Raw genomic sequence first — 25612 nt, forward strand, 5'->3', positions numbered from 1 at the left:
CTCACCCGTCCGCCGCTAAGTCACTTTAAATTCCATCCGAAAACTTCCTTTAAAGTGCTTCGCTCGACTTGCATGTGTTAAGCACGCCGCCAGCGTTCATCCTGAGCCAGGATCAAACTCTCAAATTAAATGGTTGTTCAATCCACGGTCAAAATCAACTAACTAGCTAATTTATTTCCCGTTTTTACTTGTTGTTTGGTTCGTATACAATTGCTTGTATTCGTTCTGAATTTCTCATTCAAAGTCATCAAACATGACTTTTATTCGAATTTTCAGGGTTTTACATACTGTTCAATCTTCTGTTTTCAAAGTGCTTTTTTTGCTTTGTTGCTTCAACAGCAACTCATGTAGTATATCATGTAGCCACTTGTTTGTCAACAACTTTTTAAATCTTTTTCAATCATAATTATATGATTGCCTTTGCCTAATATTTCGCACTGGAACTATAATATAACATGTCTACATCATATTGTCAATAAAATTTGTTTCATTTATTCAAACAATTTTTTCAAATCAAAGATAACCTCCATTTTCATATGTCACAGCAGAATGTTCCGTTCCGCCCTCAAATGCAAAACATCTACAGGACAAGCTTTAATCCGCCTTTTCCTGTAGATTTGTTTTAATTGCGTATATGATAACTACAATTTCTTTCTTAAATTAACCTCTGTAATACCCCTAAAACCATCATGTTTAGAAAGTTGTGGGTATAAAGAAAGGATAACCAAACACTGCTTTCAATCTGTCGGACAAGTTGCGTTCCCCATAATGTACCAGAAAACACAGTAATAATGAGACAACCAAGCCATAAAAAGATAAGTCCTTCCAGTCCACCCAAAGCGGCTCCGGCCACTTTATTAATTCCTGATAGAATCGGTAGTTTTGCAATTAGGTCTAGCCAACGCATGATCAGCTTTAACAATAGAAAAACAAATGCAAACAACAAAACAAATCCTGCTGAATTCAGAATCACATCCGCTAGATAGTTTCCAACATAGTCCGCAAACCCTTCCACTCCTAACATCTGATATATTTCACTATTGTTATTTTCAACCAAAGCATTCTTTATATTCTTTGGCAGATTCAGGCTTTCAATCAACGACCGTTGGGCCGAAGGTTCTTCTGCAGAATCCATATGGTTGTCCTGACTCAATCCCACTGATTTTTTCATGCTTTCAGAAATCGTCTGCCTTAGTCCAGTGTTCTCTTGAATGTATTCAGTCACAACAGGTAAGGAAACACGAACAACGGTTAATGATATGACAACTGCAAACATGGATACAACCAACCGGATAAACCCTCTATGATGTCCATACATAATCATTCCCAATAGGTAAATTCCAGCTGCTACCGATAACCAATTTTCCATAATCATCCTCATCACATTCCTGCTCCAAAAACCAAGTTGTTAATAGCGGATGCCACACCATCTTCCTCGTTAGTACCCGTTACGTAGTTCGCAATTTCCTTAATTTCTTCTATTCCATTCTTCATAGCAACTCCAACGCCCGCTTTTAAAATCATAGACAAATCGTTTTCTCCATCGCCAACCGACATTGTCTGATCCGCCTCAATCCCCATATGGGATGCCAAACGCAAAAGCGCATCTCCCTTGGTTGCTTCAGGATCATTGATTTCCAGATTGTTCGGAATCGAGGAGGTAACAAGGATATCACTTCTTTTTTCTAGAATCGTTCTTAACTTCTGTCTTAATTGCATATCACCAAAGAAAAGATTTATTTTTTCCACAGGTTTTTGTTGTTTTTCTACGTAGTCTATGATGTTCGGATGCAAATCCCTAGTATTGACCACCAAATTCTGCAATACAGGAGAGAGTCCATAATCCGCTAGATGATTAAAAAACTTAGCCTCTGTTATTCCCCGTCTTTCTATGTAAGGATCATACATGACAGGGTACGAATCCACAAAACGAAGCAGCTCCAGAGCAAGTTCCCAGGAAAGAAGGCGCGTATCGATCATCCGATTCTCTTCCATGTCCTCCACAACCGCTCCATTGGTTGTGATTGCGTAACGAATTTCAGGAATGGATCTTACCTCTTTGGGGATTCCAGCCGATGTTCGTCCGGTACAGGGGACAATCATAATCCCCTGTTCGATGCATCGTTTCAATGCACGAAGATTCCCTTCCGTTATTTCCTTTTTACTATTTAATAATGTACCATCCAAATCGAGTGCAATCAATTTAATATTCACGTAATCGCTCCATTAGTAAATGAAATGTTCTTCTCTTAAAACAAGAAGTCCGTCTTTGTCGTATTTTGTTGAGAACAAACCCTTCAGTCGTTTCCCTATGGAAGGCTTTTCTGCATGATCTGCTGCTTCTTCAATCAAATTTTCTGCATTTTCCTTGGATAAAGGTATGCCATCTTCTTCCATGATCTCAATTCTTTCATAGAGCGCAAGCATGCTTTTCCCGGTTACACTGCAGTCGATTTCGTTGGCATAACGACATGCATACTGAGCAAATTCATCAATATCCATCTCCTCGCCATGAACTTTTGGTTGAAGTTCTTCCCTGATCGGAATATTCTCGGTCTGTTCTTCATAGAAATCGTCTTCAGCCCCATTCGGTTCCTGGTCCAATTCGGTTTCTTGTATCGAGCCATATGGATGACCCGAATTTTGATGCCCTCTATGTCTATTCATATTTTTTACAGGGTTTGGTTTTATTGGGGGAACCGGAGCTGCCAAAGGTTCCATATCTCCACTTCCAATACATTCGAATTTACTCGCAAGTACAGGTTGTTCCCGGTGCAATGTCTCCATCTGTTTGGGATTGTCGATCAAGACCACAATCATACCACTTTGATCCAACTCCATCAGCCTGTTTAATTCCGTCAAATCATCATTGGTAAGATCTCCTGCCTCTTCAATCACAAGATCTTTTCCCTGAAGCTTTTCTGCTGACGCCATGATTCCTCGTTTTGACAATTTACTTCCTGTGATTTTAGCCACCGAGTTTTTAACGCCATTTTCCTTATGAATCTGTTTCAACGCCTCCACTGCCAACTGAAGACCTTTTTCGGATGTTCGGGCTTCTATCATCAAATGATTTCGGGCTGGATATTCTTCCGATTCAACTTCTTCCTCAAATCCCAGATCTGCTTCCTCTTCAGGTCCCTCATCATATGGATTCTCAAGATTTTGATGAACCATAAAGGGTTGAGCATTTGCTTCCGAATAATCTTCTACACAGGTTCCATCCCACTGACTTTGTTCCCCTACAGAAGAAGAATAATCCATGGGATCCAATTGCTGATAGGCCTCTGCCGTTACAGCGGTCTGGTAACTGGAAGACTGTTCGTATCCCATCTCAGCTCCATACTGTTCTGAATGTGAATACTCGTCTGATTGTGGATACTCTGCATCGGAACCAGCAAAATCATATGCCTGTGGTTCTTCCTCCTCAATCACGGTTTCTGATGGAAAGGCTTCGGCATCTGGTGTTGAAATTTCAGAAACAGTCCGACCCAGACGTCTGATATCTTCCAGCACTCTGGTATGTTCCAAGGCATTTTGATCCGTCGGATTTTGATCCATTGAATTCTGATTCATGAACTCTGGTTCTTCCTTGGATATTCTTAACATCTCTCTGGCAAGGGATTCCTGTACCTGTGCATCTTGCACTGTGGTCTCATAAGCCTCTTCCCCTATGACTCCTTCATACTGTATATCTGGTTCTGGCTCTGGATCTTCTTCATATTCTTCCATTAAATCATCATCATCATTCGAGTGATCTCGTGTGCCATATTGCTCCTCGACAGCACGCAGCTTTGCTTCGTATTTGTCCCTGTTTTCAATCAAGTCCATCTGATAATTGGTAAGTGGAGCATACTGTGTTTTTAGCTCCATGGCCTTATCCACATATTTTCCCAGACCAAACATGAGCATAATGCGGTCACAGGTCTCTACACAGCGCTCTGCCATTCCTGCCAGGCTGTATAATTCTGCTAATTCGTATAACCATTTTTCATCCAGTTCCACACTGGTATAGGACTCAAGGGAATGGATGAGCTGCTGTGCAGGGGCACCTTTCGCCTTTAAAATCATATATCGCAGTAACTGCTGCCTAGGATCTTCAGAAGCTAAGTCTCCAAATTCCTTATAATAAGCTTCGGCTTCGTTAATATTGCCTTCTTTCACCGCAAGTTCTGCCAGCTTATATAAAAGCCTTTTCCCGATCGGTGCCCGTTCAAAAGCCTGTAAAAGAATATCCTTGGCTTCCTGATAATCCTCGTTTTTTTCATAGACCATGGCTACCATGGAAAGTAAATTGGTATTGCGGACTCTTCTCCAGTCTATTGTATCGGCTATCTTTATCGCCGTTTCATAGTCGTCTTTTCCGACCAGTTTTTTGATCTGTTCCACTTTTATATTAAACTCGTACTTATCCATTATTTGAATCTCCTAACAAGGTATATGAGTTACAGTTCGACTCTGCCTTCCAAAGCCCGTAACAATGTCACCTCATCTATGTACTCCAAATCTCCGCCAACGGGAACACCACTTGCTATACGGGTGACCCTGATTCCTGTCGGTTTTATCAGTTTGCTGATATACATAGCTGTTGTTTCCCCTTCAAGGCTGGAATTGGTGGCAATGATAACTTCTTCTACATCACCTTGCAGTCTCTGCATCAATTCTTTTAGCTTGATATCGCTTGGTCCTATGCCAAGCATGGGAGAGATGGCACCGTGCAGCACGTGATAAACGCCTTCGAATTTCCCGGTTTTTTCATAAGCAGCTAAATCTCTGGTATCCTCTACCACCATAATCACTTTGTGATTACGCTTTTCACTCCTGCAGATCGGGCAACATTCCTGATCGGTCAGAGTAAAACATTCTTTGCAATAGCGTACATTCCGCTTTGCCTCTGTAATGGCACAGGTAAGACCTGCCACCTGTTCTTCCGGCATATTGATCACATGAAACGCCAACCGCTGAGCGGACTTTCCGCCGATTCCCGGAAGTTTTGAAAATTCTTCAATTAATCTGGTTATTTGACTGCTGTAATAATCCATAATTAAAAAGGAAATCCTCCGCCTAGTCCTCCAAGACCGCCGGTCAGTTTTGACATCGCAGAACTGTTTTCCTCATCCATCTGACGATATGCCTCATTGGTTGCAGCCATAATCAGATCTTCTAACATCTCGATATCGTCAGGATCCACAACTTCCTTCGTTAACTTAACTGCTGTTACCTCTTTTTTACCAGAAACTGTCACAGAAACAGCGCCACCGCCTGCTGTTGCTGTGTATTCTTTTTCTTCCAGTTCCTTTGTTGTCTCTTCCATCTGACGCTGCATCTTCTGCGCCTGCTTCATTAAATTATTCATATTGCCAGGCATAGCGCCTGGAAAACCGCCACGTTTTGCCATGGTGTAATCCTCCTATTATTCTACTCTTTTATTCTTCCATTGTAATATCCATTCGGATATTGGTTTTAAGTTCTTCATCACTTACGTAAATGGTATCCATGCGTTCGTCTCCGCCTTTTAATCTCGTCTTAAAAGCAATGGATTTTTTATAATGATCTTCCACGTATTTCTGGATTTCTTCTATAACCGCTTCCCTGCTTCCGATCATATAATTGCTTTGTTCTGTAAATACAACACATAGGCAGCTTTCTCCCGCCGGTTCAACAACCGTATCCCGTAAACTCGCCCGAATGGGACCACCTAATTCTCGTATGATCTTCCCCCATTCGTTTCGAATCAACTGAAGATCTTCAAACTGTCCTTTGGGAAGCATCACTCGTTGTGCTGGTGTCAGTTCCTCTGAAGACGTTGTATTCCCAGTAGAGTTTAAAGCACTGGTCCCTTCTTTTTGCATCACTGAAATACTTCCGCTTTCCAGTTGTTTTTCAATGTTGCGAAGACGCTGCAGAACCGAATCTAAATTCTGTTCCATCTGGGGACGGGTTAATTTAATCAACGCCACTTCAATGAGTACTCGTTTCTGCGAGGCATATCTTAGTTGATTGGACAGATCAGAAAAAACCCGGATAAACCGCAGTAGTGTCTCATTGTCTGCAAGTGAACTGTCCTCCTTCAACTGGCTTTGGTTTTCCGTAGACATATCAAGCAGATTTTCTGCATCATCCACTGTCTTTACAATCAACAAATTCCGAAGGTACCAGATAAAGTCAATTACAAATTGGCTCAGTTCTCTACCCTGTAATACCAGTTCCTCCAGACAGGAAATGCAGTCTTTTGTCCGATTCTCTACCACCGCCCGAAATAAGTTCGCAAACACGGTGATATCAACTGCGCCCAATACATCTAGCACACTGTCATACGTAAGAAGTTCTCCGTAGTGAAATGCAATGCACTGATCCAGTAAACTAAGAGCATCTCGAAGCGCTCCGTCTGCTGCTTTTGCAAGATAGGAAAGAGCTTTGTCTTCCACTTGAATCTGTTCTGCCTCTGTAAGTGTTTTAAGATGTTCAACTATAGTCTCAACGGAAATACGTTTGAAATCATACCTCTGGCAACGGGATAAAACGGTCACCGGAATCTTTTGAACTTCTGTAGTCGCCAGAATAAATATCACATAAGAAGGAGGTTCCTCCAAAGTCTTTAACAGTGCATTGAATGCACCTGTAGAAAGCATATGAACCTCATCAATAATATAAACCCGGTATTTGCCTTCCGTCGGCGGATACTGAACCTGATCCCTGATCTCCCTGATATTCTCTACCCCATTATTGGATGCCGCATCAATCTCAACCACATTCAAAGAGGCTCCAGCTGCAATATTACTGCAAGTCTGGCATTTTCCACAAGGACTTGCGTCTATTGGATTTTCACAGTTGACCGCTTTCGCAAATATCTTAGCGATACTGGTTTTACCTGTTCCTCTGGTTCCACAAAACAAATATGCATGTCCGACACGTTCGGATATGATCTGATTTTTAAGTGTTTGTACGATGTGATCTTGTCCCTTCACATCAGCAAAGGAAGAAGGACGCCACTTTCGATACAATGCCGTATATGACATGCCTGTTAACTCCTTATTCGTCTCCGAAACTGATTCCTATCATCTTAGCTTCCTTCACAATAGAACATTCCGGATCGACTGTTTTTAATTTTCCTGCAACTTTGACTAACGGAATCTTAACTACTTCGTTATTGTCAACTGCCACCATATATCCGTATTCTTTGTCTTGCATTAGTTTTGCCGCTTCTGCTCCAAGGCGCGTAGACAGCACTCTGTCATAAGGACATGGTTCTCCACCTCTTTGCATATGCCCCGGTACGGTAACCCGTACCTCCTGACCGGTGCGTTCTGTAATCTGCGCTCCGATCTCATAAGCAACTGAGGGATAAACCACTCCATTCTTCTTTTTTTCTTTCAATTCTCTTTTTGACAATTTGGCATTCTCCTTGGAAATTGCACCTTCTGCCACAGCAATGATAGAGAACTTCTTGCCATTTTTAGACCTGCTTTTTAACGCTTCAACTACCACATCCAAATCATATGGGATCTCCGGAAGAAGAATGATATCTGCCCCTCCGGCAATCCCTGCATAAAGCGTCAGCCAGCCCACTTTATGTCCCATCACCTCTACAATAAAGACACGGCCATGGGAAGCGGCTGTCGTATGAATGCAGTCAATCGCATTGGTCGCAACATTGACTGCACTTTGAAAACCGAAAGTAATATCGGTTCCCCACAAATCATTATCAATTGTCTTTGGGAGAGAAACAACGTTTAAGCCTTCCTCACTCAATAAATTGGCTGTTTTCTGACTTCCGTTCCCACCTAAAACCACCAGACACTCCAGTTTTAGCTTTCTATATGTGTGCTTCATGGCTTCCACTTTATCTAGTCCATTCTCATCCGGTGTCCTCATAAGTTTAAATGGCTGTCTGGAAGTTCCTAGTATTGTACCGCCTTTTGTCAAAATTCCGGAAAACTCTTCTGGATTCATCACGCGGTATTCCGAATAAATAAGTCCCTTGTATCCGTCCTCAAATCCAACAATTTCAATATCGTCAAAAAGCCGATATAGCGCTTTTGCAACACCGCGCATCGTGGCATTTAAGCTTTGACAGTCGCCACCGCTTGTCAGCATTCCAATTCTCATCATGAAGCACACCTCTTTTTTGATTAGATTTGTTGTTAGAAATAGGTAAATTATACCCATTATATTCTCAATTATAATACAAAGGGAAATGTGGGGCAAGGGGAATCTATAATTAATAAGAAAAGTAAGAAAATATTAAAATCGGCTATGAAATTGCAAAAGACACCGAAAAACAGATTTCTGCTCTCCGGCGTCCGAAATATTATATTAAAATCCGTGCGTCCCACTTTGAACTGTTATCACAGGCGTTACCCTGATAGTTAACTCAGTCCAGGCACCCTCACGGCACACAGAAGGTTTCACTTAGTGCTGCTGCATTCCTGCCCTGACACGGTTCATGAAGATCTGTTGCGTAAGACCCAAACGTCATCGTTACTTTTCAGGGGCAGCCCTACAATAGCCAGCCCTGGGTGAGACATCACCCCTGCTAGAGCGGATTGCAGGTACAGGGCACCGCTATCTCCCCGGCTGCACGGAAACTTTATGACATGTTTTTGCTTAATCGCTGATAAGTATACATGCAAATGATTTAATTGTCAAGGCTTTACAGGGTATTTGACTCTTCCAATTTCTGCTTCCTTTTTTCCCGGAGATCTTTAAAGAACTGCTTCATCATATGAGAGCATTCCTCACCCAATATTCCGGTCTCTGTCTCCACCTGATGATTAAACCCATCTTCGTCAAGCATATTAAGAACCGAACCGGCACAACCCGCTTTTGGATTCATGCATCCGATCACCACTTTTTTGATTCTAGCCTGGACAATTGCCCCAGCACACATCGGGCAAGGTTCCAAGGTTACATACATGGTACACGCTTCCAGTCTCCAGTCTCCCATCTTTTTGCAGGCTTTTTTGATGGCATTAATCTCTGCATGAGATAAAACATTTTGATCCACGGTACGGCGGTTATAGCCTCTTGCAATGATCTTGTCGTTATAAACGATCACGCAGCCGATAGGAACTTCACCAATGTCACCAGCCTTTTTTGCCTGCCTGATCGCCTCCCGCATATATTTTTCATCTATTGTCATGATCGTTCCTCTCTGCTGCTCCATGTGTTATACTGTAATTATAGTGACATTATAACATGAAAAAAAGGATTGGTGAAGAGATGAAAATCTGCGGACTGCAAAAAACAACTTTACTTGATTACCCCGGCCGAGTAGCCGCCACGATTTTTCTTGGGGGATGTAATTTCCGCTGCCCGTTCTGTCATAACAGCGGATTGTTAGAAGACAATGCAAAAGCCCTATTTTCTCAAGATGAGATTCTAAACTTTCTACAAAAACGAAAAGGAATTTTAGAGGGAGTCTGTATCACGGGTGGAGAACCCACCTTAAACATAGATCTAGAATCTTTAATTTGTAACATAAGAGAACTTGGCTATTTCGTGAAGCTAGATACCAACGGCTCCTGCCCTGAAGTTTTAAAAAAATTAGTCTTCAAAAAACAACTGGACTATGTGGCAATGGACATCAAAGCAAGTAAAAAAAATTATAAGATAGCGTCAGGAATCCAAAATCTAAACGTGGAAAAAGTTATAGAAAGTGCAAGCTTTCTTACGGAACAGCATGTCCCTTATGAATTTCGGACAACTGCAGTTAAAGGCATCCATGAAGTGCAAGATTTTAAAGAGATTGGAACCTGGTTACACGGTTCCTCTCCTTACTACCTGCAAAATTATGAAGATTCTGATCAGGTACTCCGCCCCGGATATGCGTCCTTTTCCATGGAAGAGATGAACGTTTTTTTCGAAACTGTGAAGCCTTATCTTACAAATGCCAAGCTGAGGGGGATGGATCTCACAGGATCGATATAACTGGGGGCTTTTATGAGCCCCCCAGTTTTATATCTGTATACCAGAATCCAAACCTTCCATCTTTGATTGGCTGTTCTTTCGACAATACAAAATTGGGAAATCCGAACATAGAAGCCATATAACGTTCGTTGCTGTAATAATGACCCGGTACCCCTAATAGGTAACGTGGAGTTCCCTGCGGATTATTTAATTTTGAAAGTATTAAATACCGGAAATTATAATAGCCATGAAGGAGAAAACTATTATTGCCATATAACCATGCATCTCTTGGAAGCAAACCGATGTCTTGTGGTTTGATTGTAAGTATCTCGCAGCCATCTTCATAATCGAATGCCAAAATTCTGGTGTGTTCTTTTTTTAACTTTTCCCATACCAATTCATGGGTTCCACCAATCTTTTCATTTTGACTAAGCCGATCTAGTTCCTGCTGGTTTTGAAAGGCAACAGAGGGATGTTCTGCAATATTTGAATCTCTAAATATGAATTTATTCCTTTTTTGATCGCCTGGATTCCGATACATAAGTTCCTGTTCTGTTTCGGAAATAGATCTCCTGGCAACGGACTGACCTGATTGCCTTGGCAATCCCGATACAGGCTGATTCGGTTGAATCATTCCCCGTCCTGGCACTGGTTGATTTGGCTGCATCTGCCCCGTTGCTCCCATTCCTGGTGCAGGGTAGCCTGGTGTAAGGTTCAACGGAATTCGTCCATTGTTAGGCGGTGTTTCCTGAACAGGGCCCGTGTCACCAATCGGTTGCTGCCACCACCCTGGTAAAGGTCCCGTCATCGTAGGCTGGGTATTCCGTTTAAACTCTGGAAAAGGTGCCGTGATCGAAGGAGCGTCTCCGTGTTGCCAGCCCGCCGTCGGTCCCGTTACAGATGGACGGACATTGGTTCCCTCCTCACCTGACTCTTCCTGGATCTGTTCTTCTACTTCTTGGGTTTCCTGCTCTTCTTCCGCCTCTTGGTTTTCCTGCTCTTCTTCTACTTCTTGGCTTTCCTGCTCTTCTTCTACTTCTTGGCTTTCCCGCTCTTCTTCCGCCTCTTGGTTTACCTGATCCGTCTTTTGCTCTTGGATTTCCTGTTCTGCCTCAGTTTCCTGGTCTTCCTGGTCTACCGTATCACTTGTATCCCTTTCCGTACTTTCTTTCTCGACACACTCATCTCCTGTTTGTTCAAGCGGAAACTCCTCATCAATCTCACGAACCGCCTTTTTAATCTGCTCTTCTGAAACAGCAGAATCTTCTTTTTTCTTTCCAGCCATACTTCTAAGTTCAACTTCAGCTGCATGGGCAACAGAATCTTCCCATATGGTTGTATAAGAACGCCATGTATTTTTTACGTCATGGATGGTCAACCCATAGCACAGATCCGTACCAATTCCGGAGTGTTCAATATCAGTCACTGAAACAACAGTTCTAAATTCCCCTGATCCACCACGTATAAAAATATTTCCCAGGTAAATCTCCTGATCTCCGGCTAATAGGTATACCCCAATGTCGTTGCCACCAACGTATATTCTTTTTACACTTACCGTAATTTTGCACTGGATTCCTCTTGTCTCTATCTTGGCAAATCCGATGTTTTTTCCTTTGATTCCTCCTTCGTAAGCATAAATGTAAGAGATTAGTCTTCGATAGTTAGACATGCCATCACTCCTTTATAATTATTTTATGCCTATTGCCATTGCAACTATGACACAAAAATGTTATCCTATTATTAAATAAAAATAAAAATTATTTCCAAAAAATAAATGGAGGTTAAAAACATGACGCTTTATCCTGCCAAAGACTACAATGATATGAGTCGTAAGGCTGCAAATATCATCTCCGCCCAGGTTATCATGAAACCCAATTGTGTTCTCGGGCTGGCAACTGGCTCCACTCCAGTGGGAACTTATAAACAACTGATTGAATGGTATGAAAAGGGCGATCTGGATTTTGACCAGGTGAAAACTGCCAACTTAGACGAATACAAAGGACTTACAAGAGATAATGAGCAAAGCTATTATTATTTTATGCGGAAACATTTTTTTAAACACGTAAACATTCAAGAATCCAACACTTATATTCCCGATGGAATGGAAGCAGACACCGAAAAAGAAGCTACTCGTTACGAAGACTCTGTCAAAAACCTGGGTGGAATAGACTTACAATTATTGGGACTCGGACATAATGGCCACATTGGCTTTAATGAACCTTCCGAACAATTCCCAAAGGAGACTCATATCGTTAACCTTCAAGAAAGCACGATACTGGCCAATCAACGGTTTTTCTCAACGGTTGAGCAGGTCCCCCGGCAGGCTTATACCATGGGGATCGGCACCATTATGAAAGCAAAAAAAATTCTTTTGATGGTCAGCGGAATCGATAAATCCCAAATCCTTTCGGATGCCTTTAAAGGTCCTGTTACCCCGAAAGTACCGGCATCTATTTTGCAGCTTCACCCCGATGTAATTATCGTAGCCGATGAACCGGCCTTATCAAAGTGGGACAACTCCGGAGTTCTTATGAATTAGTAGTTGGTTTTTTGTTTTATATGGTGTAAAATGTATATAAAAGAATATAAAAGGAGACAAATTCATGGCATATACATTTACAAAAGATCTTGAGACCGGAAACCAGTTAATTGATACGGAACATCGCCAGCTGATTGAAGCAATCAACAATCTATTAGCTGCATGTTCAACTGGAAAAGGAAGGTCTGAGTTGACGAATACGGCAAAATTTCTTCAAGAATATACGGCAAAACATTTTAGTGATGAAGAAAAACTTCAGATTCAAACTCAATATCCAGATTATCAAAACCACAGACGCTACCATGAGGAATTTAAAAAAGTAGTTGCAGAAATCTGTAAAAAACTGGACACGCAAGGAGCCACCATTACCTTAGTCGGCGAAGTAAACAGCGCCATCGCAGGTTGGTTGATTAACCATATTAAAAAAGAAGATGTTAAGGTTGCAAACCACATTAAAAGCAAGTCATAATTTAATCCTTTCGAGGGTATCCTACTTCATTATGACATAATTCTACAGAAAAGAGGGACACGAATATGAAAGATCCAAACTGTGCATATTGCATGAAAGGGGATCTGGTTGCAAAATTTGGCTATCCAGTCTGCGAGATGGAGACAGGATTTCTATATCTGTTTAAAGAACAGAGTAAAAAAGGCAGAGTGATTTTGGCTTATAAGGATCATGTCAGCGAGATGATTAATATTAGCGAGGAAGAAAGAAATGCTTTTTTTGCTGACGTTAGCAAAGTCTCCAAAGCGATTCATAAGGTATTTCACCCAGACAAAGTAAATTATGGAGCCTACGGTGATACCGGATGCCACCTTCATATGCATCTCGTTCCGAAATACAACGGTGGCGATGAATGGGGCGGAACATTTATGATGAATCCGGACCGCGTTTATTTGACAGAAGAAGAATATGAACAGATGGCACAAGCCATTCGGGAGGCCTTATAATCTTTTTTCTCCATATTGGAAGGGGATCATGTCATGATAGATGATATCAGAAGACAAGCAGAGAAGGCGGCGGTTGAACTTTTAGAAGCCGCACATATAAAAGAGAAAAACTTAGTGGTGATCGGCTGTTCTTCTAGTGAGATATCCGATCATCGAATCGGTTCTTATTCCAGCGAAGAGATTGGACAAGCCGTTTTTTTAAGTGTGTATGAAGTATTCCATAAACACGGTATTTATATCGCTGCTCAGTGTTGTGAACACCTAAACCGCGCACTCATACTAGAGAAGGAAGCGGCAGATTTCTATGGATACGAACCAGTCAATGTCATTCCACAGTTAAAAGCTGGTGGTTCTTTTGCACTTGCTGCTTACAGAACCTTTCACGCACCCATTGCAGTGGAATCAATCAAAGCCCATGCTGGTATGGATATTGGTGATGCATTGATTGGCATGCACCTAAAAGAGGTTGCAGTCCCCATTCGGATTAAGACCCGTTATATTGGTGCTGCTCATGTAGTTACTGCCCGCACCCGTCCCAAATACATCGGAGGAATACGTGCAGCCTATGATTCAGCCTTAGAATAAAAACCCCCTTTCTCCCAGACGGTACATACGGTACGATCTGGGAAAAGGGGGATTTTTGATTTACAATCTATTCTACTGTTGCATACATAAAATACCAATATCCGTATGGAGAGTGCCAAGCTCCTTTTACCTCAGGTTTCTGCAGATAAAAATCGCTTGAATAAACCAGTGGACAAACTGCCGCATCTTCCATGATCCGCTTTTCTGCTGCATGAAGTTTTTCAAAATGCTCACTTCTGTCTTGTGTTTCTTGCGCCTGTTTTAAAAGGCTGTCTACTTCAGGATTGGAATATCTTCCGTCATTATTCCCACTGTCAGAAGTCATCAAGTTTAACATATTAGAAGCGTCATCATAATCGTACACCCAGCCACCTCGGCAGAGTTCAAAATCTCCCGCATGTCTAGTTGCAGTAAACGTTGACCATTCAACGACTTTAATGTCCATTCGAATTCCCAACTGGCTATATGCATTCTGCAAATATTCAGCAATTGGTCTATTATAACCAGCATCATTTGTCATATATTCAATGACTGGGAAGCCTTTTCCATCTGGATATCCTGCCTCTGCCAGAAGTTCTTTTGCCTTTTTTAAATCCTCTTCATAATTCGTAACGTTAAAGTAATCTCCGCCATTGTTCTTTCTAGTCACTTCTTCGAAGGTAGATCCTAGCTCATCATCTGAAAGTCCTGGTCCTACAAAATTAGTTGCAGGGAGAGCAACCCCAATCATCAAAGTATTGGCAATAAAATCACGATCTACCGCTAAATTCAATGCACGACGTACTTTCACATTATCAAATGGTGCTTTCTCTGTATTATAAATGGTATAACTCGTTGCCATACGTGGCTCAACGTGATACTCCGGATTATCTCTCAGACTTGGGATCTCTTCCGTCGGTACATCACGGATCATCTGAACCTCTCCCGCCTGATATGCGCTATAAGACGCATTGGAATCCTCCATCAGAACAAACTTAAGAGTGTTCAAAGTAACTTTATCTGCATTCCAGTAGTTCTCGTTCTTTGTAAATGTGATATGGGAACCTGGTACCCACTCTAACATCTTTAAAGGTCCATTGGAAACATAAGTTTCAGGTGTCAAGGTCCACTGGTCTCCATTTGCTACCACAACATCTTTTTTTACGGGAGACATACTTGCATGGGTAACAATTTTATCAAAATAAACACAAGGAGATGCGAGCTCTACGACCAAAGTCTTGGCATCTGGCGCAGATACAGCCAGGGCTTCAAGATCACCTTCAGAGGCTTCTTTATATCCTTTGATTACGGAAAGCATATCGGCTGCATAAGGTGCTGCTGTAGCAGGATCTGCCAGTCTCTTCCAGGAATAAACAAAATCTTCTGCCGTAAGATCAGAGCCATCACTCCATTTCAATCCGTCTTTTAATTGAAAGGTATAAGTAAGTCCATCATCGCTTATTTTATAAGAATCCGCCTGACCTGGAACAATCTTGTTGTCCTGATCAAAGGTGAGCAGGGTTTCATATGCATGAATAATAATATTGGATGCATCAATTGCTGTACTTAGAGCCGGGTCGATGGTTTCTAAGTCCGATCCGATTTGTACCGCCAGATCCGCTCCACCTTTTTCTGTCTCGGAAGCAGCTTCGGTTTTTTTGTTCTCATTGTCAGAGCCTCCAGATTTACCGGAACCTCCACATGCGGTCAAAACCATACCAGAAGCCAAAACAACCGCTAAAACAAGTGCCATTTTTTTCATAAAATATTTCCTCCTCATTCGCTTTTATGTGTCCGTTTAAGAAAGACAACACAGCGGTTAGCATACCACAAAAATGGATTTCTTGCAACGAAGAAATCCATTTAAACTCTTTTACTTCATAGTGTTACCGCAATAAAACGCTAAAACATTGATTCGATCTGCATCTGATATACTCCGTCTATGGCGGACATCTTAAGACTCTTTTCGATAGGCGGTTATAAGTGCTTTCATAAGAATTCTAGGATCTTTCCAATAAGGAGTGACTGGACATATTTTTTTCTTTACCCCCATTAACGTATAGACTGCAATTCTAGCTGCCCGGACGGAATATTCTTCTGTAAATACCATATCATCGGAGATCTCCACAAATTGACTGACCATAGCAAAATTAACGGAACCTTCCGGTACTACCTTTGGTCGATCGGTCATTTTACGGGGTTGAAACTGAGCATTTACATATGGCATTCGGCAAGGAATTACATTGATAATATCTTCAAGTACTTCCTGCATTTTTTCTTCCATGTGAAGATGATGAAGCATTTCTATGAGAATTTCTTTTCCGGTACAGTCTTTCATTGGCTTTTTCACATAATCTCCAATTCGGTCTGTAAAAAGTCCATACCCCCAAAAAACCGTTTGATCCAGAGGTTGATTGCTAAAATGTGGTTGTGCGGCTACGACTAGGCTTAATAACCAGCTTGATTCTCTAAAGGTCATTAATGCGCCACTTCCTGGTATATTTCCCGAATACTCCTCCAGCCATTTTATTAGCTTATTTCCTCTACAAGTAACGGTAAAACTCTCCCAATTTGTTTCCTGTGTATCTGAAAAGAATGGATAAGGATTTCCAAGTTCTCTCTTCTTAGCCGCTATTTTACTCCATAATTCTCCTGATATAGGTCTTCCCACAGGATCAGGTGCCGGGGTATTTAAATCTCCAAGCGTTGTGCTGTCTGTCATACAAGCATTGGTCATAATGCAAAGATCCCCGTTTTTTAATTCTACTTTTCTCTCCACACCATGATCATTTAGATGAAGTGTCTTTGCGATAATTTTTTCCCCGTCCCAAAAGTCAATGTCCGTAACAATACAGTTTTCAGAAAAAACAACTCCATTCTTTCTTAAATACGCTTCCAGCGGTCGGATCACACTTTCATACTGGTTAAAAGGAGTTCTTGTTACCCCTTCTAATGTGTCGATTCTCGAAAATTCTATAATCATTCTCCGCATATAGCGACGGAATTCAAAAAGACTGCTCCAGGTCTGGAATGCAAAGGTTGTTTGCCATAGATACCAAAAATTTGTGGTAAAGAAATGAGGCGTATCTGCAAACCACTCTTCAATGGTTCTATCATCTAACTGTTCTTCTGGAGTTAACATAAGTCTTAACAATGCCATTCGTTCCTTTTGGGTGAACCCCATGTTTTTTACGTTTAAAATATTCCCCTTTTTATCAATTAATCTGGCCCTAGCACAAGTGGGATGAGCGTGGTCAAAATTCAGAATATCTTCGGTCACACTTTTTAAAGGGTTATTAAGGGATTTTATAGAGCGAAATAGTTCCCAAAAATTTTCATATGTTTCTTCATTGAGCATACGCCCTCCCCTGCATAGGAAGCCTATATTGGAATCGCCAATGCCATCATTGCTTCCTCCCAAGATAGGTCTGCCTTCAAAAATTGTAATCTGGCTGCCAGACAGATTACAGTCACGAATCAAATAAGCAGCACCTGCCATGCTTCCAATTCCTCCTCCAACAAAATAAACCCTGTTTTCTGGATTTTTTCGGATTTTTTTACTTTTACCTGTCTTTTGAATTTTGGACTTATTGTATACAATTTTAGCAGTCATTCCAGCCATTGCCGCAACTGTCCCCCATGTAATCATTCGAAATAATTTATTTATTTTTTTCATAAATATTTCTCCAATCTTTCAATTATAAAACAGACATGCTTAACTTATCATTCATCATTTTCCTCTCCTTCATACACAAATAATTTATTTACAAAGAATTACTTTCATTTTCCTTTGAAATAAAAAACGACACCAAGTAATTGGTGTCGAAAAACCAGACAATTCTTCTATATTGTCTATCGTAATTTTTATCATCTTCTTTTACAATAATCATAATAGGAAGGAGGATCTGCCATGAGCATCCATAATCACATACGAGAGACTGTTTTTAAAACAGCACTTCTTCATCAATTAAAAAATGGACAAAATTCTCCAGAACGAGCAGCACGTAACGTCAAGGAGCTTTTGCAGAAGTTCAATCCTGCTCCCCCCCAACTTATTACCTATGGAGATTTGCTTCTCTTTATAAAAACGCATTCCAAAGAAGAGTGCTTAGAGATGATCATGCAAAAACTCACTTAAAGATCCACCTGGCTTCGGATGTATCCGATACGCTCCGTCGCCCAGGCGAGTCTGTTTAATCGTTTCGCTAGCAGCGTCGAGTCCATTCTCATTCCATTCTCCGCCCAATCCATGATGATACCGCAGATCCCGTATGCATAAAAAGCAGCGTCAAAATCGCGTTCTTCTTCTGTTAACTTATTGTTTTCATCAAGGGCACAAATGGCATCGATAAACAGTGCTTTTGCCATCTCATACATATACCCCTCAAAGGTATGCTGCTGTTCTTTTAAGGTGTTCATATAAAACGATCGTTCTTTTTTCATGTTTTCTAGCAGTTCAAAAAACTTCTCATTCCAGTTCTCTAAGCTGATATCCTCAGCGATAAAAGCGAAATTTTCGTTGTAATAAATCCAACTTAGTAATTCATACTTATCTTGAAAATGATAATAAAACGTCTGCCGATTCAGTCCGCATACTGCAGTTATATCTGATATGGATATTTTATCGAAAGGTTTTCCCTTACATACCTGTTTCAACGCCTCTGCTATGGCACGTTTTGTAATCAGCGAATCTGACATATTCTCTCCTGTCCGTTCTGTCTATAAGTTCGTAAATGAGTCTGCTAGTGCTGCAAATTGTTTTAAACTCAATGTTTCTCCCCGTACTGTTGGTGAAAGTCCAACTTGTTCAATGGCCTTTATAATCTGTTCCCTAGAATACGGAATGGCTGGCGAATTATTTAATCCGTTTTGTAATGTTTTTCTCCTCTGATTAAAAGATGCACGAATCAGGCGAAACATGAATTTGTAATCTCCCACGGTTACAGGGGGGATTTTATGCGTAGTCAGACGAATCACCGCCGAACCCACTTTGGGTCTTGGTATAAAACAGTTGGGTGGCACATTTGCTACTATATAAGGTTCTGCATAGTACTGTACCGCTAAGGACAATGCTCCATAATCTTTTGATCCCGGTCCCACCTGCATACGATCTGCGACTTCTTTTTGAACCATGACGGTAATATTATCAATGGGCACTTGTTCTTCAAACAGCTCCATAATAATGGGAGTAGTAATATAGTATGGTAGATTCGCCACTACTTTTATGGGACGTCCTTCATTATATTGTTCCGTAAGTTCTTTGATATCTACCTTAAGAATATCGGCATGAATTATCGTTACATTACTATAACCAGATAATGTTTCTTCTAAGATTGGAATTAGGTTTTTATCAATCTCAACCGCGATGACATGTCGGGCATGTTCTGCTAAATATTGTGTCATGGTTCCGATACCAGGCCCAATCTCTAGGACACAGTCATCCTTTGTCACACCAGATGCCCCAATAATCTTTTCCAGTACATGAGGGTCAATTAAAAAATTCTGCCCAAATTTCTTCTGGAATGTAAACTCATATTTTCGAATAATTTCAATCGTACTTTGGGGATTTCCTAATTTATTTTGCATATACTTTTTTCCAATCGTTTTTTTATTAATCAATGGTATCTTATTATGAGCCAAAAGTCAATCATGTCGCGTAAGCCGGTACAGTCGTTTTGCGTTCCGATTGGTGATTTCAATCACCTCATCTTTGGATATTTTCTTGATCTGACTCACAGCGTCCACCACATAAGGAAGATAAAGCGATGAATTTCGTTTGCCACGATTGGGATCAGGCGCCAGGTAGGGACAGTCGGTTTCTAGAACCATCTGATCCATGGGCATATAATCCACCACTTCTTTTAGTTTTTTTGCATTCTTAAAAGTAAGAACCCCTCCAATTCCCAGATAAAATCCCATCGATAGATATTCTCTTGCCATCTCTTTTCCGTAGGAAAAGCAATGGATTACCCCCCCAATATCACTTGCCTGTTCTTCTTTCATAATATCTAACGTATCCTTCGCCGCATCCCGGCTATGGATAATAACTGGAAGGCTTGTTTCTCTGGCAAGATTAAGCTGTCTGATAAACCAGGTTTTTTGAGTATCATGATCCGGTTCATCCCAGTAATAATCAAGACCAATTTCGCCGATTGCAACTATCTTTTTCATTGATGCGTTTTCCCTCAACCAGTTTATATTCTCCTCGTTGAGTTCTCCGGTTTCATTTGGATGAACACCAATGGCTCCATAAACATGGGGATATTGTTTCGTCAATTCCAAGGTTTGTCTCGACGATTTCATGCTGGCGCCTACATTGGTGACTGCTTCAATGCCATTTTCTTCGAAACAATTCAATAATTGTTCTCTATCTTCATCAAATGCTTCATCATCATAATGAGTATGGGTATCAAAAATCATAGCAATCTCCTTTCTCCGTTACTTCATCGCTATCAGAAGTTTAAGTAAAAACAAAAAAATCAAATGGACGGGGTAGAACCAGTAAAAAAAATATTTTATGTTCGTTTTCCCTCTTTCTCCATTGTAACAATAGATTGGTATCATTGCCAAGGCTGCGGCTCCAAGACAGCTGATACTTTCGATCGCTGCAAGGATTCCGCCAAATAGGAACATCATAACTTTCTTTTCCTTGAATACATAAAAAATTAAAATCATTGCAATTCCAATCATATTATAATCACATTGCAAAAAAACAGCGGCCCCGCAGCCAATCACAATGGAAAGTGATTGTTTTAACGGATCCCCTGCGGCTTTTTCATACCAGCAAAGAACGATAAGACCGATTAGCAGGGTGAAAAACACATTTTGATATTTTGGATAGAACCAAGTGCCATAAAATGCCAGATCAAACGGAATCTCCGAAATTAGCGCAAACAAAAAGAGTCTCATCCCATATTTCTTTCTGTTTTTTGTATGAGTAAAACCTTCCACCAAAAGATAACAAAAGACAGGAAAAGCAACTCTTCCAATGGTTCTCATGGTAAAATCAAGTCCCCACCAATGTGTTAAGACCTGTCCACTTTCATTTTCAATCAAAACAGCGGCAATATGATCAATTAGCATGGTAACAATTGCAATGATCTTTAATGTATTTCCAGTCATTCCTTTTTTAAAGGGATTGGTTGCTTGATTCATAGATGTCTCCTTTTAAAACGATAAGACCGGATTGTATTAAATCCGGCCTTTCCTGTTATAAATTAGCAGATTTCTGCTCCTGACGGCATCGTCTTTTCCGGAATCATAAGAGATAAATTTCCTTGTGCATCTTCTGCACAAAGAAGCATACCCTCTGACATTACTCCTGCCAATTTTGCTGGTTTTAAGTTTACCACAACCATAACCCTTTTGCCAACCATCTCTTCCGCGGAATAATGTGCCTTGATCCCACTTACGATCTGTTTTATCTGGCTGCCGATTTTTACCTTGGAACACAATAACTTTTTGGATTTTGGAACGGGTTCACAGGAAATGATCTCACCGACCTGAAACTGCAGTTTAGCAAAATCATCATATTCAATCTCTGGCTTTGCTTCCATATCAATTCCCTCTTGTTCTACTTCCAACTCTTTGTTTATCTCTTTGGAATCCACGTTCTGGAGTGCTTCTACTTTTTCCATAACTTCTTTTGCATCCATACGTGCAAATAAAATCTCTGGCTGGCTGGTAACCTGGTTACCGGACGGATATTTCCCGAATACAGTCATCTCACACAGTTCTCTTTTCTTGGTATTTAGCTGATTTAAAATTTTACTGGAGGTTTCTGGCATAAAGGACTCCAAAAGGGAGGCTCCCACAGTAATTGCCTCTGTCAAGTTATAAAGCACCGTTTCCAGTCGTGCTTTATTCGATTCGTCTTTTGCAAGGGTCCATGGAGTGGTTTCATCAATGTATTTGTTGCTTCTGCGGAAAATATTAAAAATAGATGTAATTGCATCCGCAACTCTCAATTTTTCCATCTTTTCCTGAACGTTTTTCACTTCATCAAGTACAACGGATTTAAGATCCTCATCCACGGATTCTGTTACATTTCCATCGGTCACCACGCCGTCAAAATATTTATTGGACATGGATATCGTCCGGTTTACCAGATTTCCAAGAATGTTTGCAAGATCCGAGTTCATACGCTCGATCATCAGCTCCCATGTAATCACACCGTCATTGTCAAAAGGCATTTCATGTAAGACAAAATAACGAACAGCATCCACTCCAAAGAAATCCACTAGTGTATCTGCATAAAGTACATTTCCTTTTGATTTACTCATCTTTCCATCTCCCTGTAAAAGCCAAGGATGACCAAAGACTTGCTTGGGAAGAGGCAGATCCAGTGCCATTAAGAAAATAGGCCAATATATGGTATGAAAACGAATGATATCTTTCCCGATCAGATGAAGATTCGCCGGCCATAACTTGCGATACTGGTCACTGTGGTTTCCTTCACTGTCGTATCCGATTCCTGTAATATAGTTAGTCAGGGCATCCAGCCACACATAGGTAACATGTTTGGGATTAAACGTTACTGGTATTCCCCATGTAAACGTGGTTCTGGAAACACACAAATCCTGAAGTCCTGGAAGGAGGAAGTTATTCATCATCTCATTCTTTCTGGATACTGGCTGAATGAAATCAGGATTTTCATTGATATGTTGAATCAGGCGGTCTGCATACTTACTCATACGGAAAAAGTAAGCTTCTTCTTTTGCAGGTTTTACCTCTCCCTGACAATCTGGGCATTTCCCATTCACCAGTTGAGATTCCGTAAAGAAGGATTCACAAGGAGTACAGTATAGCCCCTCATAATATCCTTTATAGATATCCCCTTGATCATAAAGCTTTTTGAATATCTTTTGAACCTGTTCTTCATGGTCCTTATCGGTGGTTCGGATGAATTTGTCATAGGATGTATTCATCATATCCCAAACACTTTTTATCTGTGCTGCTGCCTGATCTACGAATTCTTTTGGAGTGATTCCTGCTTGCGCCGCTTTTTCTTCGATTTTCTGCCCATGCTCATCGGTCCCTGTCTGAAAAAACACATCATAGCCTTCGGCTCTCTTGTAGCGGGCTATGGCATCGGCTAGTATGGCTTCATACGTATTCCCAATATGGGGCTTTCCAGACGCATAAGCGATGGCGGTGGTAATATAATATGGTTCCTTTTTTAAATTTTTACACATATTTTCTTCCTCCTGATATATAATGAGATGCATGGAACGGTCAAATCCGACTGGCAAAGAAAAACCCGTCTTAAAAATCCGTGTCGGAATTTTAAAGACGGGGAAATGTCCCGTGTTACCACTTTAATTTATCCATACCTCACGGCATGGACCTTATTGGCTGCGTTCGTGCCACTGGAGACGATAAAACCAGCAGCCATAATAACAGTCTGACACGATAACGGGTGTAACCGTCAAAGTCTAAGGGTCCAGATGACCGTTCGACTCTGCTGCTCCAAGACCATGTTGGGAAATACACTCAAGCTTCCTTTTCAGCTACCGGAAGTCTCTGTCTTTGAGACGGATTTCTTACTCTTCTTTTCTCAGCATTCTCACATTTTAGATTGTTGGTAACCCTAGTGTAATGGTTTCATTCCTGTTTGTCAAGCAGGGAAGAAATCAGCTTCCTGGTTTTGTCATGACTTTTTTTGTAGCAACATATAAATAGTAATAGTGAATTACGGAGGAATCTATATGAAAAACGTAGTATTGAAACAAAAACGCCGGATTATTTGCTTCTTTCTGGCTGTCTGCCTGCTCTGTTCCTGTACCCCGCCACCTGCAAACGAAGGTACTCCATCCCAGGCAACCTATGAAAAATTTTATTCACAGGACATTGCCATGCAAAACAAGTTCGACCAGTTTACTGGAGACTTGTTCCGAAAAGAAATCAAAAACTCTGGGATTAGTTTTCACTTCAGCATTGCAGACCCTGTATCCCGTGGACTTGATACGATTCCCCTGACCCTCGGGGATTATTCCCTTGATAAAATGAAAGAAAATTCCAAAGAGCTTTCGGATCTCAAAAAAAGTCTGAGAGAATTCAATCCTCGAAAACTAACATCAAAACAAAAACTCACTTACCAAATTCTGTATTCTTTCGTCGATACAGAACAGGAATCCGATGGGTTGGAGCTTTATGCACAACCACTCACTAGCACCATTGGTATTCAGGCTCAGCTACCTATTTTGTTTGCTGAGTACGCATTCTACAGCAAAGAGGACGTAAATCAGTACCTCACGCTCTTGTCAAACATTGATACCTACTACGCACAAATCCTGGAGTTTGAAAAGGAGAAATCAAAAGCCGGCTTATTTATGTCAGATCAGGCGGCTGATCATGTTTTAAAATCTTGTGAATCCTATTTGATTCAACCAGATCACAGTTTTCTTACAGAAACCTTTCAAACTCGGATTGATGCCCTTACTGATTTGACCGAAGAAGAAAAAAACACATACAAAGAACAGAACGTGAAGGTCCTTGAGGAACATTTTATTCCTGCTTATAAAAACCTGATAAATGGAATAACACAACTTATGGGGACTGGGACCAATGACAAAGGGTTATACTGGTATCCCAATGGAAAAGAGTTTTTCGAGTATTTGGTCCAATCCAATACCGGAACTTCCTACAATTCCATACGAAGTCTAAAAAAGGCCATGGAAAGTCAGATGAATACAGATATAAAAGAACTGGCGAAAATCACCAAAGAACATCCGGAAGTTCTTGATTCACTGGAAAACTACTCCTTCCAGTATACCAAACCGGAAGAAATGATAGAGGCATTAAAAACTCAGATTACAAAAGATTTTCCAGCACTTCCAGATTGCAGCTACACCATTAAATACGTTCCTGAGGCTCTCCAGGCATCCTTAAGTCCCGCCTTTTATCTAGTGCCTCCCCTGGACCGTTTTCATGATAACATTATATACATCAACCAGAATCCCAGATTTCAAAATGATGATCTGTACACAACGCTGGCCCACGAAGGATTTCCCGGTCACTTATACCAAAATGTATATTTTTTAAGCAAAGAACCGAATGAGTTAAGAAGCCTCCTTTCTTTTTCCAGCTATTCGGAAGGTTGGGCCACTTATGTGGAATATTATTCGTATACCTTTGACAATGGCTTACCTCCAAATCTCGGAAACCTGCTGGCTCACAACACGGCAGTGACTCTAGGTATTTATGCATATCTGGATATTTGTGTTAATTATGAAGGCTGGGATAAAGAACAGACGAAAAAATACCTTGGCACTTTCTATAATATTGAAAATGAAGACATTGTGGATTCCATCTACAGTAGTTTAGTAGAAAATCCAACGAATTACATGGAGTATTATGTGGGTTATCTGGAAATCATTCAAATGCGAAACACAGCGCAAAAAATTCTGAAAGATAAGTTTAACCTAAAGGAGTTTCACACCTTTCTTTTAGATATTGGTCCCGCACCATTTTCTGTAATACAACCAGAATTCCGGAATTGGCTCGCCAAACAGTTGCGAAAATCATGACCACCCGTCAAACGGGTGGTTTGTCCTGAGGCTATAAGCCTCTGTTACCGGCCAGCGCCTAAAGACGCTGGCTTTCACTTTGTTCAAGCCTTAACGCCCTTGACTCGTCGCAACCCTT

Annotated in this window: 23 protein-coding genes, 1 rRNA gene, 1 other RNA gene and 1 other annotated feature; of the genes, 7 read left to right on the forward strand and 18 right to left on the reverse strand. The window is 40.9% G+C overall.

Annotated elements, in window-relative coordinates:
- The 10 genes from EFT72_RS18280 to tadA all read right to left on the reverse strand — a co-directional run.
- Positions 1-128 (reverse strand): 16S ribosomal RNA (locus EFT72_RS18280); the annotation flags it as partial.
- A 527-nt stretch (positions 129-655) separates the two neighbouring features.
- Positions 656-1369, reverse strand: coding sequence for a CvpA family protein (locus EFT72_RS18285; protein WP_124068358.1), 714 nt, complete (start codon positions 1367-1369; stop codon positions 656-658).
- A gap of 11 nt (positions 1370-1380) precedes the next feature.
- Positions 1381-2214, reverse strand: a complete 834-nt coding sequence (locus EFT72_RS18290; RefSeq protein ID WP_124068359.1) for a Cof-type HAD-IIB family hydrolase — start codon at positions 2212-2214, stop codon at positions 1381-1383.
- Between the two features lie 12 nt (positions 2215-2226).
- On the reverse strand, positions 2227-4416 hold the full coding sequence (locus EFT72_RS18295) for a tetratricopeptide repeat protein (RefSeq protein ID WP_124068360.1): 2190 nt from the start codon (positions 4414-4416) through the stop codon (positions 2227-2229).
- 29 nt (positions 4417-4445) lie between these two features.
- Positions 4446-5042 carry a recombination mediator RecR gene (recR, locus tag EFT72_RS18300; protein WP_124068361.1) on the reverse strand — a complete coding sequence of 199 codons (597 nt, stop codon included), beginning with the start codon at positions 5040-5042 and terminating at the stop codon, positions 4446-4448.
- 2 nt (positions 5043-5044) lie between these two features.
- Positions 5045-5398, reverse strand: a complete 354-nt coding sequence (locus EFT72_RS18305) for a YbaB/EbfC family nucleoid-associated protein (protein ID WP_124068362.1) — start codon at positions 5396-5398, stop codon at positions 5045-5047.
- A 28-nt stretch (positions 5399-5426) separates the two neighbouring features.
- Positions 5427-7019, reverse strand: coding sequence for a DNA polymerase III subunit gamma/tau (gene dnaX, locus EFT72_RS18310; protein WP_124068363.1), 1593 nt, complete (start codon positions 7017-7019; stop codon positions 5427-5429).
- Positions 7020-7032: 13 nt separating this feature from the next.
- Positions 7033-8112, reverse strand: coding sequence for an ATP-dependent 6-phosphofructokinase (locus EFT72_RS18315; protein ID WP_124068364.1), 1080 nt, complete (start codon positions 8110-8112; stop codon positions 7033-7035).
- Positions 8113-8323: 211 nt separating this feature from the next.
- Positions 8324-8585: signal recognition particle sRNA large type (ffs, locus tag EFT72_RS18320), an RNA gene on the reverse strand.
- 68 nt (positions 8586-8653) lie between these two features.
- Entirely contained in the window at positions 8654-9142 is a 489-nt protein-coding gene (gene tadA / locus EFT72_RS18325; RefSeq protein WP_124068365.1) for a tRNA adenosine(34) deaminase TadA, read from the reverse strand.
- A gap of 56 nt (positions 9143-9198) precedes the next feature.
- On the opposite strand from tadA, the gene EFT72_RS18330 reads away from it, so the two are divergent.
- The gene (locus EFT72_RS18330) at positions 9199-9930 is read left to right on the forward strand and encodes an anaerobic ribonucleoside-triphosphate reductase activating protein (protein ID WP_347561906.1); all 732 of its coding nucleotides are present in this window, start codon (positions 9199-9201) and stop codon (positions 9928-9930) included.
- Positions 9931-9940: 10 nt separating this feature from the next.
- On the opposite strand, the gene EFT72_RS18335 is transcribed toward EFT72_RS18330, so the two are convergent.
- Positions 9941-11578, reverse strand: a complete 1638-nt coding sequence (locus EFT72_RS18335) for a DUF6128 domain-containing protein (protein ID WP_124068366.1) — start codon at positions 11576-11578, stop codon at positions 9941-9943.
- A 120-nt stretch (positions 11579-11698) separates the two neighbouring features.
- Here EFT72_RS18335 and nagB point away from each other — a divergent pair, with 120 nt between their 5' ends.
- The 4 genes from nagB (at position 11699) to EFT72_RS18355 (ending at position 13987) form a co-directional block, all read left to right on the forward strand.
- On the forward strand, positions 11699-12448 hold the full coding sequence (gene nagB, locus EFT72_RS18340; protein ID WP_124068367.1) for a glucosamine-6-phosphate deaminase: 750 nt from the start codon (positions 11699-11701) through the stop codon (positions 12446-12448).
- Positions 12449-12512: 64 nt separating this feature from the next.
- Entirely contained in the window at positions 12513-12917 is a 405-nt protein-coding gene (locus EFT72_RS18345; protein WP_124068368.1) for a hemerythrin family protein, read from the forward strand.
- 65 nt (positions 12918-12982) lie between these two features.
- On the forward strand, positions 12983-13402 hold the full coding sequence (locus tag EFT72_RS18350) for an HIT family protein (protein WP_124068369.1): 420 nt from the start codon (positions 12983-12985) through the stop codon (positions 13400-13402).
- A gap of 33 nt (positions 13403-13435) precedes the next feature.
- Entirely contained in the window at positions 13436-13987 is a 552-nt protein-coding gene (locus tag EFT72_RS18355) for a TIGR01440 family protein (protein ID WP_124068370.1), read from the forward strand.
- 67 nt (positions 13988-14054) lie between these two features.
- Here the strand turns inward: EFT72_RS18355 and EFT72_RS18360 are convergent, their stop codons facing one another.
- Both EFT72_RS18360 and EFT72_RS18365 read right to left on the reverse strand, forming a co-directional pair.
- Positions 14055-15728, reverse strand: coding sequence for a peptide ABC transporter substrate-binding protein (locus tag EFT72_RS18360; protein ID WP_124068371.1), 1674 nt, complete (start codon positions 15726-15728; stop codon positions 14055-14057).
- 192 nt (positions 15729-15920) lie between these two features.
- Entirely contained in the window at positions 15921-17642 is a 1722-nt protein-coding gene (locus EFT72_RS18365) for an oleate hydratase (protein ID WP_124068372.1), read from the reverse strand.
- A 234-nt stretch (positions 17643-17876) separates the two neighbouring features.
- Here EFT72_RS18365 and EFT72_RS18370 point away from each other — a divergent pair, with 234 nt between their 5' ends.
- The gene (locus EFT72_RS18370; RefSeq protein WP_124068373.1) at positions 17877-18104 is read left to right on the forward strand and encodes a hypothetical protein; all 228 of its coding nucleotides are present in this window, start codon (positions 17877-17879) and stop codon (positions 18102-18104) included.
- On the opposite strand, the gene EFT72_RS18375 is transcribed toward EFT72_RS18370, so the two are convergent.
- The 5 genes from EFT72_RS18375 to metG form a co-directional block, all read right to left on the reverse strand.
- Entirely contained in the window at positions 18101-18664 is a 564-nt protein-coding gene (locus tag EFT72_RS18375; RefSeq protein WP_124068374.1) for a TetR/AcrR family transcriptional regulator C-terminal domain-containing protein, read from the reverse strand. The two genes, EFT72_RS18370 and EFT72_RS18375, sit on opposite strands and share 4 nt — an antisense overlap.
- Before the next feature lie 21 nt (positions 18665-18685).
- Positions 18686-19552, reverse strand: coding sequence for a 16S rRNA (adenine(1518)-N(6)/adenine(1519)-N(6))-dimethyltransferase RsmA (gene rsmA, locus EFT72_RS18380; protein ID WP_124068375.1), 867 nt, complete (start codon positions 19550-19552; stop codon positions 18686-18688).
- A 57-nt stretch (positions 19553-19609) separates the two neighbouring features.
- Positions 19610-20386 (reverse strand): TatD family hydrolase, encoded by a 777-nt coding sequence (locus EFT72_RS18385; protein ID WP_124068376.1) that lies wholly within the window; start codon positions 20384-20386, stop codon positions 19610-19612.
- 18 nt (positions 20387-20404) lie between these two features.
- Entirely contained in the window at positions 20405-21121 is a 717-nt protein-coding gene (locus EFT72_RS18390) for a TraX family protein (RefSeq protein ID WP_124068377.1), read from the reverse strand.
- Between the two features lie 62 nt (positions 21122-21183).
- Complete coding sequence (metG, locus tag EFT72_RS18395) at positions 21184-23160, reverse strand: methionine--tRNA ligase (protein ID WP_124068378.1); 1977 nt, start codon at positions 23158-23160, stop codon at positions 21184-21186.
- 90 nt (positions 23161-23250) lie between these two features.
- Positions 23251-23533, reverse strand: a binding site (T-box leader).
- Positions 23534-23673: 140 nt separating this feature from the next.
- On the opposite strand from metG, the gene EFT72_RS18400 reads away from it, so the two are divergent.
- The gene (locus EFT72_RS18400) at positions 23674-25494 is read left to right on the forward strand and encodes a DUF885 domain-containing protein (RefSeq protein ID WP_124068379.1); all 1821 of its coding nucleotides are present in this window, start codon (positions 23674-23676) and stop codon (positions 25492-25494) included.
- Positions 25495-25612: the final 118 nt, after the last annotated feature.

Origin of the sequence: Clostridium sp. E02, assembly GCF_003833015.1 — a bacterium.
Taxonomy (GTDB): domain Bacteria; phylum Bacillota; class Clostridia; order Lachnospirales; family Lachnospiraceae; genus Lacrimispora.

What these genes read in the sequence shown, in the direction of transcription:
- EFT72_RS18375 (WP_124068374.1), bottom strand. Translation starts at nt 18,664, where the DNA reads ATGTCAGATTCGCTGATTACAAAACGTGCCATAGCAGAGGCGTTGAAA.
- EFT72_RS18350 (WP_124068369.1), top strand. Translation starts at nt 12,983, where the DNA reads ATGAAAGATCCAAACTGTGCATATTGCATGAAAGGGGATCTGGTTGCA.
- EFT72_RS18335 (WP_124068366.1), bottom strand. Translation starts at nt 11,578, where the DNA reads ATGTCTAACTATCGAAGACTAATCTCTTACATTTATGCTTACGAAGGA.
- rsmA (WP_124068375.1), bottom strand. Translation starts at nt 19,552, where the DNA reads ATGCAAAATAAATTAGGAAATCCCCAAAGTACGATTGAAATTATTCGA.
- EFT72_RS18385 (WP_124068376.1), bottom strand. Translation starts at nt 20,386, where the DNA reads ATGATTTTTGATACCCATACTCATTATGATGATGAAGCATTTGATGAA.
- tadA (WP_124068365.1), bottom strand. Translation starts at nt 9,142, where the DNA reads ATGACAATAGATGAAAAATATATGCGGGAGGCGATCAGGCAGGCAAAA.
- EFT72_RS18370 (WP_124068373.1), top strand. Translation starts at nt 17,877, where the DNA reads ATGAGCATCCATAATCACATACGAGAGACTGTTTTTAAAACAGCACTT.
- EFT72_RS18365 (WP_124068372.1), bottom strand. Translation starts at nt 17,642, where the DNA reads ATGAAAAAAATAAATAAATTATTTCGAATGATTACATGGGGGACAGTT.
- metG (WP_124068378.1), bottom strand. Translation starts at nt 23,160, where the DNA reads ATGTGTAAAAATTTAAAAAAGGAACCATATTATATTACCACCGCCATC.
- EFT72_RS18330 (WP_347561906.1), top strand. Translation starts at nt 9,199, where the DNA reads ATGAAAAAAAGGATTGGTGAAGAGATGAAAATCTGCGGACTGCAAAAA.
- EFT72_RS18285 (WP_124068358.1), bottom strand. Translation starts at nt 1,369, where the DNA reads ATGGAAAATTGGTTATCGGTAGCAGCTGGAATTTACCTATTGGGAATG.
- EFT72_RS18400 (WP_124068379.1), top strand. Translation starts at nt 23,674, where the DNA reads ATGAAAAACGTAGTATTGAAACAAAAACGCCGGATTATTTGCTTCTTT.
- nagB (WP_124068367.1), top strand. Translation starts at nt 11,699, where the DNA reads ATGACGCTTTATCCTGCCAAAGACTACAATGATATGAGTCGTAAGGCT.
- EFT72_RS18305 (WP_124068362.1), bottom strand. Translation starts at nt 5,398, where the DNA reads ATGGCAAAACGTGGCGGTTTTCCAGGCGCTATGCCTGGCAATATGAAT.
- EFT72_RS18360 (WP_124068371.1), bottom strand. Translation starts at nt 15,728, where the DNA reads ATGAAAAAAATGGCACTTGTTTTAGCGGTTGTTTTGGCTTCTGGTATG.
- dnaX (WP_124068363.1), bottom strand. Translation starts at nt 7,019, where the DNA reads ATGTCATATACGGCATTGTATCGAAAGTGGCGTCCTTCTTCCTTTGCT.
- EFT72_RS18390 (WP_124068377.1), bottom strand. Translation starts at nt 21,121, where the DNA reads ATGAATCAAGCAACCAATCCCTTTAAAAAAGGAATGACTGGAAATACA.
- EFT72_RS18295 (WP_124068360.1), bottom strand. Translation starts at nt 4,416, where the DNA reads ATGGATAAGTACGAGTTTAATATAAAAGTGGAACAGATCAAAAAACTG.
- EFT72_RS18345 (WP_124068368.1), top strand. Translation starts at nt 12,513, where the DNA reads ATGGCATATACATTTACAAAAGATCTTGAGACCGGAAACCAGTTAATT.
- EFT72_RS18355 (WP_124068370.1), top strand. Translation starts at nt 13,436, where the DNA reads ATGATAGATGATATCAGAAGACAAGCAGAGAAGGCGGCGGTTGAACTT.
- EFT72_RS18315 (WP_124068364.1), bottom strand. Translation starts at nt 8,112, where the DNA reads ATGATGAGAATTGGAATGCTGACAAGCGGTGGCGACTGTCAAAGCTTA.
- recR (WP_124068361.1), bottom strand. Translation starts at nt 5,042, where the DNA reads ATGGATTATTACAGCAGTCAAATAACCAGATTAATTGAAGAATTTTCA.